At 66.5% G+C, this 16,923-nt stretch carries 17 protein-coding genes; 9 read left to right on the forward strand and 8 right to left on the reverse strand.

The window, feature by feature from the left end:
• Nucleotides 1-46: 46 nt before the first annotated feature.
• From ACQPZ2_RS04740 to ACQPZ2_RS04760, 5 genes are all read right to left on the reverse strand, one after another.
• Nucleotides 47-487 carry a hypothetical protein gene (locus ACQPZ2_RS04740; RefSeq protein ID WP_433524467.1) on the reverse strand — a complete coding sequence of 147 codons (441 nt, stop codon included), beginning with the start codon at nt 485-487 and terminating at the stop codon, nt 47-49.
• A gap of 72 nt (nt 488-559) precedes the next feature.
• Entirely contained in the window at nt 560-913 is a 354-nt protein-coding gene (locus tag ACQPZ2_RS04745) for a UBP-type zinc finger domain-containing protein (RefSeq protein WP_357476544.1), read from the reverse strand.
• Nucleotides 913-2,415: an ATP-binding protein gene (locus ACQPZ2_RS04750; RefSeq protein WP_433524468.1), complete on the reverse strand. Its 1,503-nt coding sequence runs from the start codon at nt 2,413-2,415 to the stop codon at nt 913-915. Before ACQPZ2_RS04750 ends, ACQPZ2_RS04745 begins: the two co-directional genes overlap by 1 nt.
• Nucleotides 2,416-2,429: 14 nt before the next feature.
• Nucleotides 2,430-4,097 carry an FAD-dependent oxidoreductase gene (locus ACQPZ2_RS04755; protein ID WP_433524469.1) on the reverse strand — a complete coding sequence of 556 codons (1,668 nt, stop codon included), beginning with the start codon at nt 4,095-4,097 and terminating at the stop codon, nt 2,430-2,432.
• A 21-nt stretch (nt 4,098-4,118) separates the two neighbouring features.
• Nucleotides 4,119-4,310 carry a hypothetical protein gene (locus ACQPZ2_RS04760; RefSeq protein ID WP_433524470.1) on the reverse strand — a complete coding sequence of 64 codons (192 nt, stop codon included), beginning with the start codon at nt 4,308-4,310 and terminating at the stop codon, nt 4,119-4,121.
• Nucleotides 4,311-4,517: 207 nt separating this feature from the next.
• On the opposite strand from ACQPZ2_RS04760, the gene ACQPZ2_RS04765 reads away from it, so the two are divergent.
• Nucleotides 4,518-4,973, forward strand: coding sequence for an SRPBCC family protein (locus tag ACQPZ2_RS04765; RefSeq protein ID WP_433524471.1), 456 nt, complete (start codon nt 4,518-4,520; stop codon nt 4,971-4,973).
• A 195-nt stretch (nt 4,974-5,168) separates the two neighbouring features.
• On the opposite strand, the gene ACQPZ2_RS04770 is transcribed toward ACQPZ2_RS04765, so the two are convergent.
• Nucleotides 5,169-6,197: a beta-ketoacyl-ACP synthase III gene (locus ACQPZ2_RS04770; RefSeq protein ID WP_433524472.1), complete on the reverse strand. Its 1,029-nt coding sequence runs from the start codon at nt 6,195-6,197 to the stop codon at nt 5,169-5,171.
• Between the two features lie 225 nt (nt 6,198-6,422).
• Here ACQPZ2_RS04770 and ACQPZ2_RS04775 point away from each other — a divergent pair, with 225 nt between their 5' ends.
• The 6 genes from ACQPZ2_RS04775 to ACQPZ2_RS04800 all read left to right on the forward strand — a co-directional run bounded on the left by ACQPZ2_RS04775 (nt 6,423) and on the right by ACQPZ2_RS04800 (nt 11,482).
• Nucleotides 6,423-6,695 carry a GlsB/YeaQ/YmgE family stress response membrane protein gene (locus ACQPZ2_RS04775; RefSeq protein ID WP_063044923.1) on the forward strand — a complete coding sequence of 91 codons (273 nt, stop codon included), beginning with the start codon at nt 6,423-6,425 and terminating at the stop codon, nt 6,693-6,695.
• Between the two features lie 102 nt (nt 6,696-6,797).
• The gene (locus ACQPZ2_RS04780) at nt 6,798-7,520 is read left to right on the forward strand and encodes a phosphatidylserine decarboxylase (RefSeq protein WP_387294635.1); all 723 of its coding nucleotides are present in this window, start codon (nt 6,798-6,800) and stop codon (nt 7,518-7,520) included.
• The gene (locus tag ACQPZ2_RS04785) at nt 7,517-8,419 is read left to right on the forward strand and encodes a CDP-alcohol phosphatidyltransferase family protein (protein WP_433524473.1); all 903 of its coding nucleotides are present in this window, start codon (nt 7,517-7,519) and stop codon (nt 8,417-8,419) included. Before ACQPZ2_RS04780 ends, ACQPZ2_RS04785 begins: the two co-directional genes overlap by 4 nt.
• Nucleotides 8,420-8,482: 63 nt before the next feature.
• Entirely contained in the window at nt 8,483-9,523 is a 1,041-nt protein-coding gene (locus ACQPZ2_RS04790) for an RNA polymerase sigma-70 factor (RefSeq protein ID WP_433524474.1), read from the forward strand.
• 83 nt (nt 9,524-9,606) lie between these two features.
• Nucleotides 9,607-10,701, forward strand: a complete 1,095-nt coding sequence (locus ACQPZ2_RS04795) for an NAD(P)/FAD-dependent oxidoreductase (protein WP_433524475.1) — start codon at nt 9,607-9,609, stop codon at nt 10,699-10,701.
• A 52-nt stretch (nt 10,702-10,753) separates the two neighbouring features.
• Nucleotides 10,754-11,482 carry a Clp protease N-terminal domain-containing protein gene (locus ACQPZ2_RS04800; protein WP_433524476.1) on the forward strand — a complete coding sequence of 243 codons (729 nt, stop codon included), beginning with the start codon at nt 10,754-10,756 and terminating at the stop codon, nt 11,480-11,482.
• A 261-nt stretch (nt 11,483-11,743) separates the two neighbouring features.
• Here ACQPZ2_RS04800 and ACQPZ2_RS04805 read toward each other — a convergent pair whose 3' ends face one another.
• Nucleotides 11,744-13,801: an NAD(+) synthase gene (locus ACQPZ2_RS04805; protein ID WP_433524477.1), complete on the reverse strand. Its 2,058-nt coding sequence runs from the start codon at nt 13,799-13,801 to the stop codon at nt 11,744-11,746.
• 44 nt (nt 13,802-13,845) lie between these two features.
• A complete protein-coding gene (locus tag ACQPZ2_RS04810; protein ID WP_433524478.1) occupies nt 13,846-14,520 on the reverse strand; it encodes a suppressor of fused domain protein in 675 nt (224 codons plus the stop codon).
• A gap of 185 nt (nt 14,521-14,705) precedes the next feature.
• Between ACQPZ2_RS04810 and ACQPZ2_RS04815 the strand changes: the two genes are divergently transcribed.
• Nucleotides 14,706-14,993 carry a hypothetical protein gene (locus ACQPZ2_RS04815; RefSeq protein WP_245721169.1) on the forward strand — a complete coding sequence of 96 codons (288 nt, stop codon included), beginning with the start codon at nt 14,706-14,708 and terminating at the stop codon, nt 14,991-14,993.
• 224 nt (nt 14,994-15,217) lie between these two features.
• Nucleotides 15,218-16,843 carry a chaperonin GroEL gene (gene groL, locus ACQPZ2_RS04820; protein ID WP_433524479.1) on the forward strand — a complete coding sequence of 542 codons (1,626 nt, stop codon included), beginning with the start codon at nt 15,218-15,220 and terminating at the stop codon, nt 16,841-16,843.
• Nucleotides 16,844-16,923: the final 80 nt, after the last annotated feature.

Genomic DNA, 16,923 nt, shown 5'->3' on the forward strand with positions numbered 1-16,923 from the left:
GCGTTCTGTGTATGTGCCGCCGGTGCTGCGACCGAGCAGCGCGGCCCTACTTGTCCTTTGCGACGATTCCGGCGGCCACCGCGACCGGGGTATCGGCGTAGGTGGGGGCCAGGCAGACGAGTTTGGCGGTGCCGAGTGCGACGTTCGGGCTGCCCTCGAACTCACTGCCCGGATTCTCCGCGAGCACCTTCTCGATCAGCTCCTTCTCCTCGGTGCTGTCCAACTTCTTGAACTCACCGCAGGTGGTGCTCGACGCGGGGCCGAGCGAGGGGTAGCTCGCCGTGGTCTTGGTGGTGGTCGGTGCTGCGGCGGCCGTGGTCGGCGCCGCGCCGGTCGCGGACGTGGTGCCAGCGGGCGTACTGGTGCCCGTCGCGCCCTTGCGCAGACCGTTCGCGTCGGAGCTGGAATCGTCCGAACTGCCACATCCGGCCAGCGCGACGGCCACCGCCCCGGTGGCTAGGACGATGGCGGTAACTCGCTTGATCACGTGCGTTCCCCGGTGACTCGCGGCGCCGGAGTCTCCGGCGCGTCCGGAGCAGGGTACCGGGTGGGAGCGTGATCAGTGGATGCGACTCTGCCAATCGGCGGGCACCCGGCCACGCGGTCCCGGGGCAGGCTGGTCCACCGGATGATGTGTCGGCGGTGCCAGTTCCGGTCCGCCGCTGTACATCTCGTCGGAGCGGAAGTCGAAGAACCAATCCTCACCCGGCTCATAGCTCTGGATGAACGGATGTCCGGTGTCCTTGGCGTGTTTGGAGGCGTGCTGCTCCGGCGAGGTGTCGCAGCAGCCGATATGGCCGCACTGCGCACAGCGCCGCAGGTGCACCCACCAGCCCTGAGCCGCCTCGCATTCCATACAGCCCGGACCGCTGGGCGCGACCGCGGGATCGATACCCTCCAACTCCTGCGTCATCACTGACCTCCTGCATCGGCTTCGGAACGGTCGCCGGAGTCCGGCATTTCCTCGGGACGGTTCAGCGGGAGCCAGACCGTGAATCGGGTATTGCCCGGCTCGGAATCGAGCTGGATATCGCCGTGGTGCTTGTTCACCACGATGCGGAACGAAATGTCCAGGCCGAGACCGGTTCCCTCGCCCACCGGCTTGGTGGTGAAGAACGGTTCGAAGATACGGCTGCGCACGTCGGCCGGTACGCCGGGGCCGGTATCGCCGATCTCGATCACGGCGCAGTCGTTTTCGTGCCTGGTACGGATGGTGAGCGTGCCCGCGCCGTTCATCGCGTATACCGCGTTATCGATCAGGTTCGTCCACACCTGATTCAATTCCGCCGCGTAGCAGGGCACTTCCGGCAGTGCACGGTCGTATTCCTTGACCACCTTGACGCCGTCGCCGATCTTGCGACTCAGCATCACCAGCGTGCTGTCGAGCAGTTCGTGGATGTCGACCACCTGGAACGGCGCCCGGTCCATCTGCGAATACTGTTTGGCCGCGCCGATCAGAGTGGAGATGCGCGTGGTCGAATCGGCGATCTCGTTCATCAGCAGTTCGGTCTCGATGGTGTAGTTCAGCCACCGGATCGCGCCCTGGAACACCTGGTCGGGGCAGTCCTCCAGGGTGGCCGAAACCCGTTCCAGCCAGTCCACATCGAAGCCCGCCTGTACGAAATTCGGGGCCAGGTTCCAGCCATCGTCGATGCCGTGGTCATCCAGCCACTCGCTGAGGATGTCCTCGCGCTCGGAGGCCTCCAGCGTCGTCAGCTCCGGGGCCTTCGCGACCTGGGCCGCGGCCTCCTCCTGCAGGCGCACCAGCGCTTCCAGCGACGCGGTGTCGAACTTGCCCTGCGCCATCATGGCCAACTTGTGCCGCATGCCCGCGACCCGGTCGCGCAGCCCGGAGGTGGCGCGCACGGCCGCGGCCGCCGGATTGTTCAGCTCATGGGTCAGTCCCGCCGAGAGCGAGCCCAATGCGAGCAGGCGTTCGCGCTGGGCGATCCGCTCGGCGGAGTTGCGGTTACCGAAGAATGCGCCCTCGAGCAGGTGCACGGCCATCGGGAACCAGTCGTGCATCATCCGCGCGAAGGTGCCCGCATCCAGTACGAAGAACCGCGACCGGCGGGTCACATACATCGAACCGGTGTACACCTGGTCGACCTTGTCACCGAGATAGGCCGTCCACGCCCCCGCGTACGCGCCGCGATAGTCGGTGCGCGATGTCTCGATCTCGGCGCCGCCGGACAGCTTGGTGAGCTGCACCTCCCCCTCGATCATCACGTAGAAGCAGGTGGCCGGATCGCCCTCGCGGAAGACCAGTCCCGGTTCGACGATCTCGATGCGGCCATCGGCGCACAGCAGATTCAGCTGTTCGTCGGTGAGCTTCTCGAAGAGAAAGAGGCTGCGCAGCTCCGCGGGATCGCAGACCAGATGACTGCTGCGATCCGCTGTCTCCTTCGAATTCATGGTCCAGCCTCCTATCACGCCAGGTACCGATGCACGAGCATGACCGCCATCGCACCCTCGCCGACCGCCGAGGCGACCCGCTTCGCCGAATCGGCGTGCACGTCACCCGCGACGAAAACGCCGGGGACGCTGGTCTCCAGGTGATGTGGCGGTCTGGGTAGCTCCCAGCCCGCGGGTCTGGTTCCGTCGACGAGCAGATCGGGACCGGCCAGCACATAGCCCGCCTCGTCCCGCTTGACCACGCCGTCGAGCCAGTCGGTCTGTGGTGCGGCACCGATGAACAGGAACAACCGCTCGGCCTCGGCTTTTTCTTCCGCGCCGGTCCGGTTGTTGCGCACCACGATCTGCTGCAGGTGATCGTCGCCGTCGGCGGCGATCACTTCGGTATCGGTGTGCACGCGGATATTCGGTATCTGCGCGATCTGCTGGATCAGATAGTGCGACATGGACTTCTCCAGCGAATCCGCGCGGACCACCAGATGCACCGTGCGCGCGTTGCGGGACAGGAATACCGCCGCCTGCCCCGCTGAATTCGCCCCGCCGACGATGTAGACATCGTGGTCGGCGCATTCGGAGGCCTCGGTCATGGCCGAGCCGTAATAGACACCGCGCCCGGTGAAATCGTCCACGCCCGGTGCGGGATGACGCCGGTAGTCCACACCCGTCGCGATGATCACCGTGTGCGCGCACAGCCGCCCGCCGTCGGCGAATCGCACGGTGCGCGCGGACCCGTTCACCTCGAGCCCGACCACCTCGCGCGTGGTGATCACCTCGGCGCCGAACTTCGCGGCCTGCCGCCGCGCCCGATCGGCCAGCTGCGCGCCGGACAACCCGTCCGGGAAGCCCAAATAGTTCTCGATGCGCGAACTCTGGCCCGCCTGGCCGCCGGTCGCGGTGCGCTCGACGAGTACCGTGCGCAGCCCCTCGGAGGCGCCGTACACCGCCGCGCCGAGTCCGGCCGGTCCGCCGCCGACCACGATCAGGTCGTAGAAGTCGCCGGTCGGATTGGTGTTCAGCCCGACACTTTCGGCGAGCTCGCCGTCGCTCGGTTGCACCAGTGCCTGCCCACCCGGGGTGATCACCACCGGACAGATATTCGGATCTGCGCCCGCCGCCTCCAGCAGCCGAGCGCCTTCCGGTTCCTCGGCCAGGTACCAGCGGTAGGGCAGCTGGTTGCGGGCCAGGAATTCGCGCACCTCCGACGACCGCGGAGACCAGCGGTTGCCGACCACCTTTGTCTCGGTGACGGGTTTATGGTCGTTGCTGCGCCAGGCCTCGAGCAGTCCGTCCAGCACCGGATAGAGCTTCTCCTCCGGCGGATCCCACGGCTTGAGCAGATAGTGGTCGAGGTCGACGACATTGATCGCGTCGATCGCGGCGCTGGTATCGGCGTAGGCGGTCAGCAGCACGCGACGGGCATACGGGTGCAGGTCCATGGCCTGCTCCAGGAATTCGATGCCGTCCATGCCCGGCATCCGATAATCGGCGATCAGGACCGCGACCGGCTGGCCGCGCAGTTTCATCTCACGCAGTGCGTCGAGCGCGTCCGCGCCGGACTCCGCACGCAGAATCCGGTACTCGGCCCCGTAGCGGCGGCGCAGGTCGCGAACGACCGCCCGGGAGACTCCCGGATCGTCGTCGACGCTGAGGATGGCCGGTTTCGTAGCAGCGGGTGCAGTCACCTATCGAGTATGGAACGCTCGTCAAACGCGATGCTCGCGCACCAAGTCGAGTTCGGTGGGCGTGAGCAGGCGCTCCAGTTGTTCGTCGGGAACTGCCGGGCGTGCGATACGCGGCGCGAAGATGTCTCGGGTAGCGGGTGTCTCGGGTGTGATGGTGGGAAGCAGCGGGAGCTGATCCCCGTGCCGATGATGTAAGAGCGAGCGCAGTTTCACGGCCGATCACCTCACGCTTGACGGAAAAGCTTGTGGCAGTGTCTGATGCTTCGTCTATCCGCCATTGTGCGCGCGCCATTACACGGCCGGGTAAACAAGTCGCGAAATAGTGACACATTTGTCTTCCAACAGCCGCCGACTAGGCTGTTGCCAAATCGTCAAGCCGTGCTGGACGGACGTCCGTCGCACAGTTCTCCGGAGGCAGTGTTGCCGAAAAATATCGAAGCCACGATCGAGATCGCGGCACCGCCGGAACAGGTCTGGGCCGTCGTCGCCGATCTCAAGCGGATGCCGGAGTTCAGCCCGCAGTGTGTCCGAATGCTCGCGATCGGCACGCCTAAGGCGGGCACCTGGACGATCAACCTCAATACCGACGGCAAGAAGTACTGGCCGACCACCGCGCGCATCGTGCGCTATGAGCCCAACCAGGCCTTCGCATTTCGGATCAACGAGAACCGCAGTATCTGGAGCTACACGCTGGAGCCGACCGCCACCGGCACCCGGCTGATCGAACGCCGCGATGTGCCCAACGGCACCAGCTGGTTCTCCCGCAGGGCCATCGATGCCGCGCTCGGCGGCGAGGCGCCGTTCGAGGAACTACTCGAGCAAGGGATGAACGAAACGCTCGGCAAGATCAAGTCCGCGGTCGAGGCCGCCGCGTAGATCCCATCGCGTCCGGCGTCGAACGGGAACACACACAGCTGGACACGAGTCAGGCCTGCGTCCGATGATGTGCACCGGGCGTGATTCCGATTCGGGGACGCTATCTGCGGTCGAATTCGCTGTCGTGGCAACTGCTGGAGCCGGTCACCCAGACGGTGACCTTCAAGCTGAAGGTCACCGTTGGTCTGGGCTGAGTTACTGCCAGTTGGGCAGCGTCACGACCTGCGCGGCGTAGGAGAGACCAGCGCCGAAGGCGATCAGCAGCGCGGTATCGCCCGGCTTCGACTCACCATTGCGCAGCAGCGCCTCCATGGCCAGCGGAATCGAGGCGGCCGAGGTATTTCCGGTCTCCTCGATATCGTTGGCAAGCGCGCAGTGCTCGGGCAGCTTCAGCACCCGGGCCATGATCTCGATGATCCGGCCGTTGGCCTGGTGCGGGATCATCGCGTCCAGGTCGTCGGTGGATAGGCCCGCGCGATCGATGGCGTCGCGGCAGACCTTCTCCAATGAATGTGCGGCCCAGCGGAATACCGCCGTACCCTCCATGGCGAGGTAGGGCCGCACCGCGTCCAGGCCCTTCTCCTCGATTTCGGCGAAGAACTCCATCCAGTCCTTGTCCTGGCGGATCGCGTGGTGCTGGGTGCCGTCCGAGCCCCAGACTGTCGGGCCGATGCCCTGTTCCTCCGACGGGCCGACCACCACCGCGCCCGCGCCGTCGGCGAACAGGAAGGCGGTCGCGCGGTCCTTCGGATTGACGGTGTTGGTCAGCTTCTCCACGCCGATCACCAGCACATGGCTGGCGGTACCGGCGCGCACCAGATCCGAGGCCAGCGCGAGTGCGTGACAGAAGCCCGCGCATCCGGCCGAGATATCGAACGCCGCCGTGCCGTTCATGCCCAGTTCGGTCGCGATCTGCGGCGCGGCCGCCGGAGTCAGCAAGAGATGGGTGGAGGTGGCGACGATGACGCAGTCGACCTGCTCGACCTCGATTCCCGCGGATTCGAGCGCGCCGCGAGAGGCCGCGACGCTCATGCTCTGAATCGTCTCCTCCTTCGAGGCGAAGCGCCGCGTCTTGATTCCGGAACGGGTGCGGATCCACTCGTCACTCGAGTCGATGGGTCCGGCGACTTCTTCGTTGGTGACGATTCGAGCGGGGCGGTAAACGCCGAGCCCGAGGATCGCCGTGTGCTCAGCCCCTGTGGTCTGGGTGATTTGAGCAGCCATAATGCGTCTCCTATGTACCTGCGGCGGCGCCGCCGGGTTGTACCCCGAAAGCATCGAAATGAGTCCCTCATCGGCCGGCCGCCTACGTCACCGTAGACATGAGGCCCCCTCATATTAGCCCGTGTCGCGCGTGTTGGGCGTGCGTATTCTCACATTTGGCGGGTATACCTCCGAAGCACGCCCTGTGGTGCGGCGCGCTGCCCCAACTAGTGATTCGAGGACACCATGCTCGGACTCGGGATTATCGGGTGGATCATCATCGGCGGTCTCGCCGGCTGGATCGCCAGCAAGATTATGAAGACGGATGCGCAACAAGGCATCCTCCTCAACATCGTGGTCGGCGTGGTCGGCGGCCTGCTAGGCGGATTTCTCCTCAAATTGCTCGGCGTCGATGTCGAAGGCGGCGGACTCTGGTTCAGCTTCTTCACCTGCCTCGGCGGCGCGGTGATTCTGCTGTTCCTGGTGCGGCTGTTCACCGGCCGTAAAGCCATGAGCTGACCGCGGGTGCCACAGGCTTCATTCCCGTAAGGTGTGAACGCTTGCGCCGGACCTATCGTTGAAGGGCGCAAACCGTCTGCATCGAGCACGAAAGAGGAGCCTGTGGCACGCCGTCCCACCCCGCCCGGCACGCCCGAAACGACCGGAGTCGGCCATGTCGTCGATCTGGTCCGGGCCGCGATTCCCCCGCTGCATCCCGCCGGGCTGCCGTTTGTCGCAGCGCCGCTCGCGGTGGCGGTCATCGGGGGTAAGCGCAAGTGGGTGCGCCGCACGGGTCTGCTGGCCGCCGCGGCCTGCGCGACCTTCTTCCGGCATCCGAACCGGGTGCCGCCGAACCGGGCGGGCGTGGTCGTCGCCCCGGCCGACGGTGAGATCGCCCTGGTCGATACCGCGACGCCGCCCGCCGAACTGGGCCTCGGCGATGCGCCGCTGCCGCGCGTGAGCATCTTCCTTTCGGTGCTCGACGTGCATGTGCAGCGCACCCCCATCTCCGGCACCGTGCGCACCGTGCTGCACCAGTCCGGCCAGTTCCGTTCGGCGGATCTGCCCGAGGCCAGTGCGGTGAACGAGCGCAACAGCATGGTCATCGACACCGCCGGTGGCGCGCAGCTCGTGGTCGTGCAGATCGCGGGTCTGCTGGCGCGGCGCATCGTCTGCGACGCGCAGGCCGGTGACAAACTGACCATCGGCGATACCTATGGCCTGATCCGTTTCGGGTCCCGGGTCGACACGTACTTCCCGGCGGGTACCGAATTACTCGTCGAACCCGGACAGCGCACGATCGGGGGCGAGACCGTGCTGGCCGTACTTTCCACCGACTCATGATGGAGCAGACCCTGCCCACACCGCAGCGAAGGCGCCGGACCATCCGGCTGTTGCCGAGCATCGTGACAATCATGGCGCTGTGCGCCGGACTGTCCGCGGTGAAGTTCGCCCTGGACGACAGGCTCGACATCTCCTTGGCGATGGTCGGCGCCGCGGCCGTACTGGACACCCTCGACGGTCGGCTGGCCCGGATGCTCGATGCCACCACCAAGATGGGCGCCGAACTCGATTCGCTCTCCGATGCCATCTCCTTCGGTGTCGCGCCCGGTCTGGTGATCTACATCGCGCTGCTGGACAGCAACAGCGCGGGCTGGATCATCGCGCTGGTCTTCGCGGTGAGCCTTGTGCTGCGCCTGGCCAGGTTCAACACCCTGCTAGACGACGACACTCGACCGCAGTGGGCGCGCGAGTATTTCGTCGGCGTCCCCGCACCGGCGGCGGCGCTGATCGCGCTGGTGCCGATCGGGCTGTACGTGCAGTTCGGTGACGGCTGGTGGGTCGGCTACTACGAGGTCGCGGCCTGGACCTTGTTCGCGGCGGCGCTGGCGGTCAGCACGATTCCGACGCTGGCCATGAAGTCGGTATCGGTGGCACCGCAGGCGGCTGCCGGGCTGCTGGTGCTGACTGCGCTCGCGGCGGCGCTGCTGGTCACCTATCCGATCGTGCTGCTGCTGGTGCTGGTCGCGCTGTATCTCGGGCACATCCCGTTCGCCTGGCATTCGCAGCGCTGGGTGGCCGCGCGTCCGGAAACCTGGCAGCACAAGCCGTCCGAACGCCGGGCCCAGCGGCGGGCGCAGCGGCGACGACCCGCCCTGCGGCGTCCGGCGATCCGCGGGGCGAGCCGCCTGCGGCTGCGCAGTCCGGGTAAAGAGCATCCGGCGGACGATCTGCACCACTGAGCTGTTGGGGCTTGCCTGGCATTCCTTAAGGAATCGTCTAGGTCGCGCGGGAATGCTGCGGCTATGAGCAGCGTTGCGGCACTTGGTGGTTTGGGCTTCTGGGGATTCGATCTGGGTCGGGTTTTCGGTGGTGGCCGGACCATCGGGTCGGCCACCGAACTGTCGAAGGCCGGATGGATCCCGACCGGTACCGTCATCTTCGGCGGCCGAGCACGGAAGAAGGTGGCGGTGGAACCGGATGGATTGCGCGAATTCCAGGCGCATCGCCCGCGCCTGTTCGCGCTCGCCTATCGGATGCTCGGCTCCGCGACCGAGGCCGAGGACGCGGTACAGGAGACCTACCTGCGCTGGGATGGCACCGATCGCGGCACGATTCGCTCGGCCGAGGCCTGGCTGACCACTGCGGTCGTGAATCTCTGCCGCACCTGGCTGGTTTCGGCCCGGGCCCGCCGCGAGACCTATGTCGGACCGTGGCTGCCCGAGCCGGTACCGACCGCGCGCGGGGAGCTCGGGCCGTTGGAGACGGTGGAGGAGCGCGAGCTGGTATCGCTGGCGTTGCTGATGGCATTGGAACGGTTGAGCCCGATCGAGCGGGCGGTTTTCGTGCTGCGCGAAGCGTTCGGATACGCACACCGGGAGATCGCGGACATGCTGGCGGTGTCCGAGGCCAATTCGCAGCAGATCTTCCGCCGGGCCGGTATCCGGGTGCGCGAGGGGCGTCCGCGCTTCGATGTCCCGGCCGATCAGGCCCGCGAGTTGATCGAGCGCTTCCTGAAGGCGGCTCGCATCGGGGATATCGAGGCATTGGAGCGGATGCTCGCGGCCGATGTCGTCTCGACCGCGGACGGCGGCGGTCAGGTCACCGCGGCGCGGCGCCCGATCGTCGGGGCTCCCGCGGTCGCGCGGTACGTGGCCGGACTGTTCCGGTGGGAGGTGCCGGGGATGGTGATGGCGCTGGAGGAGATCAACGGCGCGCTCGCGGTCGTCGTGCGGTTGGCGGGGGAACCCGCGCTGGTGGTCGGCGTGGACACCCTCGACGATGCGGTGACCGCGCTGCGCTTGATCGTCAATCCGGAGAAGCTGTCCTATATCGGGCGGGAGTGACGCGGGTCATGATCCGAGGCTGTCAGGGATCGGAGGGCTGCCCAGTCTAAGGGGTGTCGGCCGATCGAAAAGGGAGCCACATCATGACCGGACAGCATCGAATCGTCGTCCTGGGCGCCGGATACGCGGGGTTGGCGGCGGCCCGCAGGTTGGCGCGCACCGCCCGCGACGCCCACATCACCGTTGTCGACGCCCGCGCGTCCTTCGTCGAACGGGTGCGGCTGCACCAATACAGTGCGGGACAGTCGATTCCGGAATGGGATCTGCGAGAGTTGCTCGAACCCAAGCGAATCCACTTCGTGCGGGCGTGGGCGCGCTGGATCGATTCCGATCACAAGCAGGTGATCCTCGACGGCGCACCGGATCTCGAATACGACTCGCTCATCTACGCGTTGGGCAGTACGAACGATCCGGCGGGCGTGCCAGGGGTGGCCGAGTACGCGTATTCGGTTTCCACACCGGAGGATTCGGAGTATCTGCGGGGCGGAATTCCGGCGGGGCGGATCGTGGTCGTCGGTGGCGGTGCCACGGGTATCGAGCTGGCCGCGGAATTGGCCGAGTCCCGACCGGATGCGCGGGTGGTGCTGCTCGGCTCGGATGAGCCCGCCGCCTGGCTGTCGACGCGGGCGCGCGATCATGTGCGGCGGGCGCTGGAGCGGCTCGGGGTCGAGATTCGGTCGGACGCAAAGGTTATCGAGGTGACTCCGGAAGGCGTGCGGTTGGCGGACGGGTCCGTCGTCGAGGCCGCCGTGACGGTGTGGACCGCCGGATTCGGGGTGCCGGAGCTGGCGGAGCGGGCCGGGCTCAGCGTGGACGGGCATGGTCGGGTGCTGACCGACGAGACATTGCGATCGGTATCGCATCCGGATGTCTATGCGGCGGGCGACGCTGCCGTAATCGCGGGTCCGGGCGGTCGGGAACTGCGGATGGCCTGTGCTACGGCATTGCCCACCGGCAAGTATGCGGCCGATGCGGTCGTCGCACGGCTGGCCGGCCGCGCACCCCGTGAGCTGCGGTTCCGGTACTTCTTCCAGTGCATCAGCCTCGGTCGGCGCGATGGCGTCATCCAGTTTCTGCACGCGGACGACTCGCCGGGACGGACCGTGCTGACCGGGCGGACGGCGGCCTGGTTCAAGGAGCGGATCGTGCGTGGTGCGGCCGGGGCGGCACGTCCCTGAAAATCGTCAACTAGCGGTTGACGATCGAGAATCGTCAACCTATGGTTGACGCATGGCAATCAACGTACGACTCGACGATCTGATCGAGGGCATCAAGAAGGCACGTCCGGACAATGTGCTCGACCAACTCTCCGATGCGGTGGTCACGGCCGGGCATTTCGGCGAAGTGGCCGATCATCTGATCGGCCACTTCGTGGATCAGGCCCGCCGCTCCGGCGCCTCGTGGACCGATATCGGCGCCAGCATGGGCGTCACCAAACAGGCCGCGCAGAAGCGGTTCGTGCCGAAGGGGCCCGGTGATCCGGCGGCCATGGACCCCAATGCGGGCTTCGCGAAGTTCACGCCGCGCGCGCGAAAGATGGTGGTGGCCTCGCAGGAGGCGGCTCGCACCTCCAGTAATCCGGAGATCTCCATCGGGCATCTGGTGCTGGCCCTGTTGTCCCAACCGGAAGGCCTCGGCGCCAGGGAGGTCATCGCGCAAGGGGTGCAACTCGACGCGGTCCGGGATGCGGCAAACGACGCCATCGCCGGGCAGCCCGCCGATCCGGCGAAGGTGCCTGCGCTCATTCCGTTCGGCGCTGAGGCCAAGAAGGTGCTCGAGCTGACCTTCCGCGAGGCACTTCGCTTGGGACACAACTACATCGGCACCGAACATGTCCTGCTCGCCCTGCTCGAACAGGAGAACGGTTCCGGAATCCTGTCCGATCTCGGCGTCGACAAGGCGAAGGCCGAAGCCGATCTGTCCGAATTGCTGTCGGTGATCGCCGCCGAGAAATCATGAACGCCCGGGCCGCGTTCATCGCTGGACGATGTCGAATTGCCTGGATAGTCATCGGCATTCGATCCGCGCACGACTACGCCTCGCTGGCGCTCGGCTCCGGCGCGCGCGGAGGCGCGCTGTGTTTATGGTTCCGCTCGCTGACGCTCGCGCACGCGGCCAGGACACGGCAGCGCAGGGCCATCCGATCGCGCGGGATATCGGTGCGGCGTGGCTCACGGATCCCGCTCGAATACCGTGAGCCCATCGCGGCGTGACGGCGGCTCAGTTCTCCGGGACGTTGCGGGCGAGTTCGTCCAACCAGGCGGCGGCGGAGGCGTCGCTCGGCGCACGCCAGTCGCCGCGCGGTGAAAGTGAGCCGCCCGAACCGACTTTCGGGGCATTGGGCAGGGTGGAGCGTTTGAACTGGCTGGTCTGGATGAAGCGGCGCAGGAATTCGGCGAGCCAGTGTTTGATGATCGGCAGGTCGTAGGTGTTGCGCTGGTCGGCCGGAATGAGGTCCGGCCAGCTGCCGCGGTCGCGCTCGGACCAGGCGTGCCGGGCCAGGTAGGCGACTCGGCTCGGGCGGTAACCGAAGCGCAGCATGTAGTAGAGGTGGAAGTCCTGCAGTTCGTAGGGGCCGACGGTGGCCTCGGAGCTCTGGCTCGGTGCGGTGGAATCGTGGCTGGGCACCAACTCCGGTGAGATCTCGGTCTGCAGGATCGATGACAGCACCCGGCCCGCCTCGGGGCCGAACTGATCGGTGTCGACCGCCCAGGCGATCAGATATTTGATCAGTGTTTTGGGGACCGAGGCGTTCACGCTGTAGTGCGCCATATGGTCGCCGACACCGAAAGTGCACCAGCCCAAGGCGAGTTCGCTGAGATCGCCGGTGCCGACCACGAGCGCGTTGTGCTGGTTGGCAAGTCGGAACAGATGTGAGGTGCGCTCGCCCGCCTGCACATTCTCGTAGGTTATATCGTACTGCGGAATACCTTCGGCGGCAGGGTGATTCAGGTCGCGCAGCATCTGGGTGGCGGACGGGCGGATATCGATCTCCTGCGCGGTCACGCCTAGCGCGTCCATCAGCGCGTGCGCGTCGGTGCGGGTTCGGGTGCTGGTCGCGAAGCCGGGCATGGTGTAGGCCAGCACATTCGCGCGTGGCAGTCCGAGCCGGTCCATGGTTTTGGCCGCGACGATCAGCGCCTGGGTGGAGTCCAGTCCACCGGATACGCCGATGACCAAGCACTGACTGCCGGTCGCACGCAACCGGGTGCTCAGGCCCTCGACCTGGATGTGATGCACCTCTGCGCACCGTTCGTTGCGCGCGGCCGGATCGCTGGGAACGTAAGGGAAGCGCTGGATTTCGCGGCCCAAGGTGATGGCACTCGTCGGAACCGGCAACTCGATCTCGATACGCCGCAGCCGCACCAGCCGGTCGCGGTGATCGTGCACATTGTCGGCGAAACTGGTGGTGCGAATACGATCCGCGGCCAGCCGCCGCAGATCGAGATCCGCGGTGATCAACTGGGGATGGTCGCAGAACCGCTCGCCCTCGGCGAGGAGGTCGCCGTTCTCGCAAACCAGCGCCTGTCCGTCCCAAGCCATATCGGTGGTCGATTCACCGTGTCCCGCAGCCGAATACAGATAGGCGGCCAGATAGCGCGCGGAATGCGAGGTGCACAGCGCGCGCCGATAGTCGGCCTTACCGATGACGATATTGCTCGCCGACAGATTGACCAGCACCGTCGCACCGGCCAGCGCGGCATATCCGCTGGGCGGCAACGGAACCCAGCCGTCCTCGCAGATCTCCAGGTGGAATACGAAGCCGTCGAGATTGGTCGCGGTGAACAGCAGATCGGATCCGAACGGCACCCGCTGGCCCGCGATCGTGATGTGGTCTTCCAGGGTCTCGCGTGCTGCCGCGAACTGGCGCTTCTCATAGAACTCGCGATAGTTCGGCAGATAACTCTTGGGCGCCGCTCCGAGGACGATGCCGCGGCATATCGCGATGCCGCAGTTGAACAGCCGCCCCTGCGTCCGCACCGGCGCACCGATCACCAGCACCGTATCGATCTCCGCACTCGCCGCGACCACCTGCTCGATTGCCGCGGCTACCGCATCGTCGAGCGCATCCTGGTGGAACAGATCGTCGGCGGTATAGCTGGAGAGTCCGAGTTCGGGAAAGACCGTCAGCACCGCGCCGTCGGCGGCCGCTTGCCGAGCGAGCTCGAGCGTCTGCTCGACATTGAACGCGGGATCGACGACCCGGATCCGCGGCACCGCGACCGCCACCCGCGCGAACCCGTGCCGATAGAGCGAATCGAACGGCAATGCGGGCACGGGCGTCCCCCTTCGGGATCGTTGATCTTCCTCCATGGCGAAATCTACGCCCGCCCGGTCAGGCCCCCGCCCCAGCGCGGCCATTTCGCCTTGGCCTTCGGTTCCTCCATGAGCGGTCCGCGCTCGATATCGGTGACCAACAGCGGCAGCCGCGGCGCGAGTTCGTCGAGCACCGCCAGCGTGTGCCCGCCCTGCGCGGCCCGGTACTCCGGCATGGTCAGGCCGACGATCTGCAGGAACTGCATCCGCCCGTGCGGTGTGTCGATGGCGCCGAGTTCCGGGTCGACGGTGAAGGCGACGGCGTGGATATCCGAATCCGGATGGTCCGCGGCGATCGGGCCGTTCGACTTGATGGTGTGACCCGGTGCGAACCAGTTCCCGGATTGGAACACGTAGCGGGCCAGATTCTGCAGGAAGTTCGCGGGCCAGACCGGCGGTTTCTCGTCGGCCGGGGTGCGCAGCAGGCGGAAGGTGAATTCGAATCCCCAGCCCGATTCGTCCGGGTTATCCCATTCCTTCTCGTACAGCTCGGTCATGCCGTAGCTGATGTAGTGCCAGTGTGGGACCGGTTCGGTGCGCGGATAGGCGCTGATGCCGTCCAGCGGATCGGGTCCGCCGAGCGACCAGGGGACCCCCGTTCCCCAATGGCTGGGCGCGGTGTCGTGGTACAGCTGCTCCAACGCCGCGTCGATAGCGTTCCAGCCGGGACTTTCACTCACCTGGACACCATAAGGTCGGCGCCGTTCATGCGCCGCGCTGCGCTGGATCGGCGGATCGTAAGCCATTGGCGGACAGCGATTTGCTGCTCGCACGACTGGGGTCGGCGCCAGGGATCCCGGACTGGTCGGCCTGTCGGGAAAGGGCTGATCCGGCGCACCGGTAAGCTATAGCAATGGCGGATGGCATGGATTCCGACCTAGTTGCGGGGGAGCGACGCGCTGATCTCGAGCGTGCGCTGACCTATGTCTCCACCGAATCGCAGCCCGACGGCAGCTACATCATCAACGGCGACCTGCCGCCCGATGTCGCGCCACCGTTCATTCGGGCGATCATGCGGGTGGAGGCGGAGTTGCTGCTGAACGACGCGGAACTCGTAACGGTCGATGAGGGTGAACCACGCACGCCCGAGGAGCGCCGGGCCGATGCTTTCGTCGCATTGATACTCCGGGTGGACGACCGCAGCTCGGCCTGAGTCGGCGCTGAGCAGCGCGGCGGACCTTGCACTCGATACCCCTGAGTGCTAAAAAGGGCTTGGCACTCTCGACGTGTGAGTGCCAGGTCGGGACGGTGAGACCGGGTCACATCGACACCCTCGGTCGTCCGTCGCGGGCACCGAACCTGGCCAGCGTAACTGGGGCGATCCAACCTGCGATCGACCTGTGTGTCAGCCATATACATGTGGAGGATCTCAACGCAATGGCCAAGACAATTGCGTACGACGAAGAGGCCCGTCGCGGCCTCGAGCGGGGTCTGAACGCCCTCGCCGACGCGGTCAAGGTGACGCTGGGCCCCAAGGGTCGCAACGTTGTCCTGGAGAAGAAGTGGGGCGCCCCCACGATCACCAACGATGGTGTTTCCATCGCCAAGGAGATCGACCTGGAGGACCCGTACGAGAAGATCGGCGCCGAGCTGGTCAAGGAAGTCGCCAAGAAGACCGACGACGTCGCGGGCGACGGCACCACCACCGCCACCGTGCTCGCCCAGGCGCTCGTACGTGAGGGCCTGCGCAACGTTGCGGCCGGCGCCAACCCGCTGGGTCTGAAGCGCGGCATCGAGAAGGCCGTCGAGGCCGTCACCACCAAGCTCCTCGCGACCGCCAAGGAGGTCGAGACCAAGGAGCAGATCGCCGCCACCGCCGGTATCTCGGCCGGCGACGCGTCCATCGGTGAGCTGATCGCCGAGGCCATGGACAAGGTCGGCAAGGAAGGCGTCATCACCGTCGAGGAGAGCAACACCTTCGGGCTCCAGCTGGAGCTCACCGAGGGTATGCGCTTCGACAAGGGCTACATCTCGGGTTACTTCGTGACCGACCCGGAGCGTCAGGAAGCGGTCCTCGAGGATCCGTACATCCTGCTCGTCGGTTCCAAGGTTTCCACCGTCAAGGACCTGCTGCCGCTGCTGGAGAAGGTCATCCAGGCCGGTAAGCCGCTGCTGATCATCGCCGAGGACGTCGAGGGCGAGGCCCTGTCGACCCTGGTCGTGAACAAGATCCGCGGCACCTTCAAGTCCGTTGCCGTCAAGGCGCCGGGCTTCGGTGACCGTCGCAAGGCGCAGCTCGCCGATATCGCCATCCTGACCGGTGGCGAGGTCATCAGCGAAGAGGTCGGCCTCTCCCTGGAGACCGCCGGTATCGAGCTGCTCGGCCAGGCCCGCAAGGTCGTCATCACCAAGGACGAGACCACCATCGTCGAGGGCGCGGGTGACGCGGAGGCCATCAAGGGCCGCGTCGCGCAGATCCGCACCGAGATCGAGAACTCGGACTCGGACTACGACCGGGAGAAGCTGCAGGAGCGTCTGGCCAAGCTGGCCGGCGGTGTTGCGGTGATCAAGGCCGGCGCCGCGACCGAGGTCGAGCTCAAGGAGCGCAAGCACCGCATCGAGGATGCCGTGCGCAACGCCAAGGCCGCCGTCGAGGAGGGCATCGTCGCCGGTGGTGGCGTGGCCCTGCTGCAGTCGGCTCCGGCGCTGGACGACCTGAAGGTCACCGGTGACGAGGCGACCGGTGCGAACATCGTGCGTGTCGCGCTGTCGGCTCCGCTGAAGCAGATCGCCTTCAACGCTGGCCTCGAGCCCGGCGTTGTCGCCGAGAAGGTCTCGAACCTCCCGGCGGGCCACGGCCTGAACGCCGACTCGGGCGAGTACCAGGACCTCCTGGCCGCCGGTGTCGCCGACCCGGTCAAGGTCACCCGTTCGGCCCTGCAGAACGCGGCCTCCATCGCGGCCCTGTTCCTCACCACCGAGGCCGTCGTCGCCGACAAGCCGGAGAAGGCCGCCGCTCCCGCCGGCGACCCGACCGGTGGCATGGGCGGCATGGACTTCTGAGTCCCGCCTCTCTGCAACACATCTAGACCCGAAGGCCGGTCCACCATTGGTGGACCGGCCTTCGGTCTTCGGCTATTCGA

It is taken from the genome of Nocardia pseudovaccinii (assembly GCF_050942345.1).
GTDB lineage: Bacteria > Actinomycetota > Actinomycetes > Mycobacteriales > Mycobacteriaceae > Nocardia > Nocardia pseudovaccinii.

Coding starts and splice junctions, on each gene's coding strand:
- ACQPZ2_RS04745 (WP_357476544.1), bottom strand. CDS start 913: ATGACGCAGGAGTTGGAGGGTATCGATCCCGCGGTCGCGCCCAGCGGT.
- ACQPZ2_RS04750 (WP_433524468.1), bottom strand. CDS start 2,415: ATGAATTCGAAGGAGACAGCGGATCGCAGCAGTCATCTGGTCTGCGAT.
- ACQPZ2_RS04770 (WP_433524472.1), bottom strand. CDS start 6,197: ATGGCTGCTCAAATCACCCAGACCACAGGGGCTGAGCACACGGCGATC.
- ACQPZ2_RS04775 (WP_063044923.1), top strand. CDS start 6,423: ATGCTCGGACTCGGGATTATCGGGTGGATCATCATCGGCGGTCTCGCC.
- ACQPZ2_RS04785 (WP_433524473.1), top strand. CDS start 7,517: ATGATGGAGCAGACCCTGCCCACACCGCAGCGAAGGCGCCGGACCATC.
- ACQPZ2_RS04790 (WP_433524474.1), top strand. CDS start 8,483: ATGAGCAGCGTTGCGGCACTTGGTGGTTTGGGCTTCTGGGGATTCGAT.
- ACQPZ2_RS04795 (WP_433524475.1), top strand. CDS start 9,607: ATGACCGGACAGCATCGAATCGTCGTCCTGGGCGCCGGATACGCGGGG.
- ACQPZ2_RS04800 (WP_433524476.1), top strand. CDS start 10,754: ATGGCAATCAACGTACGACTCGACGATCTGATCGAGGGCATCAAGAAG.
- ACQPZ2_RS04815 (WP_245721169.1), top strand. CDS start 14,706: ATGGATTCCGACCTAGTTGCGGGGGAGCGACGCGCTGATCTCGAGCGT.
- groL (WP_433524479.1), top strand. CDS start 15,218: ATGGCCAAGACAATTGCGTACGACGAAGAGGCCCGTCGCGGCCTCGAG.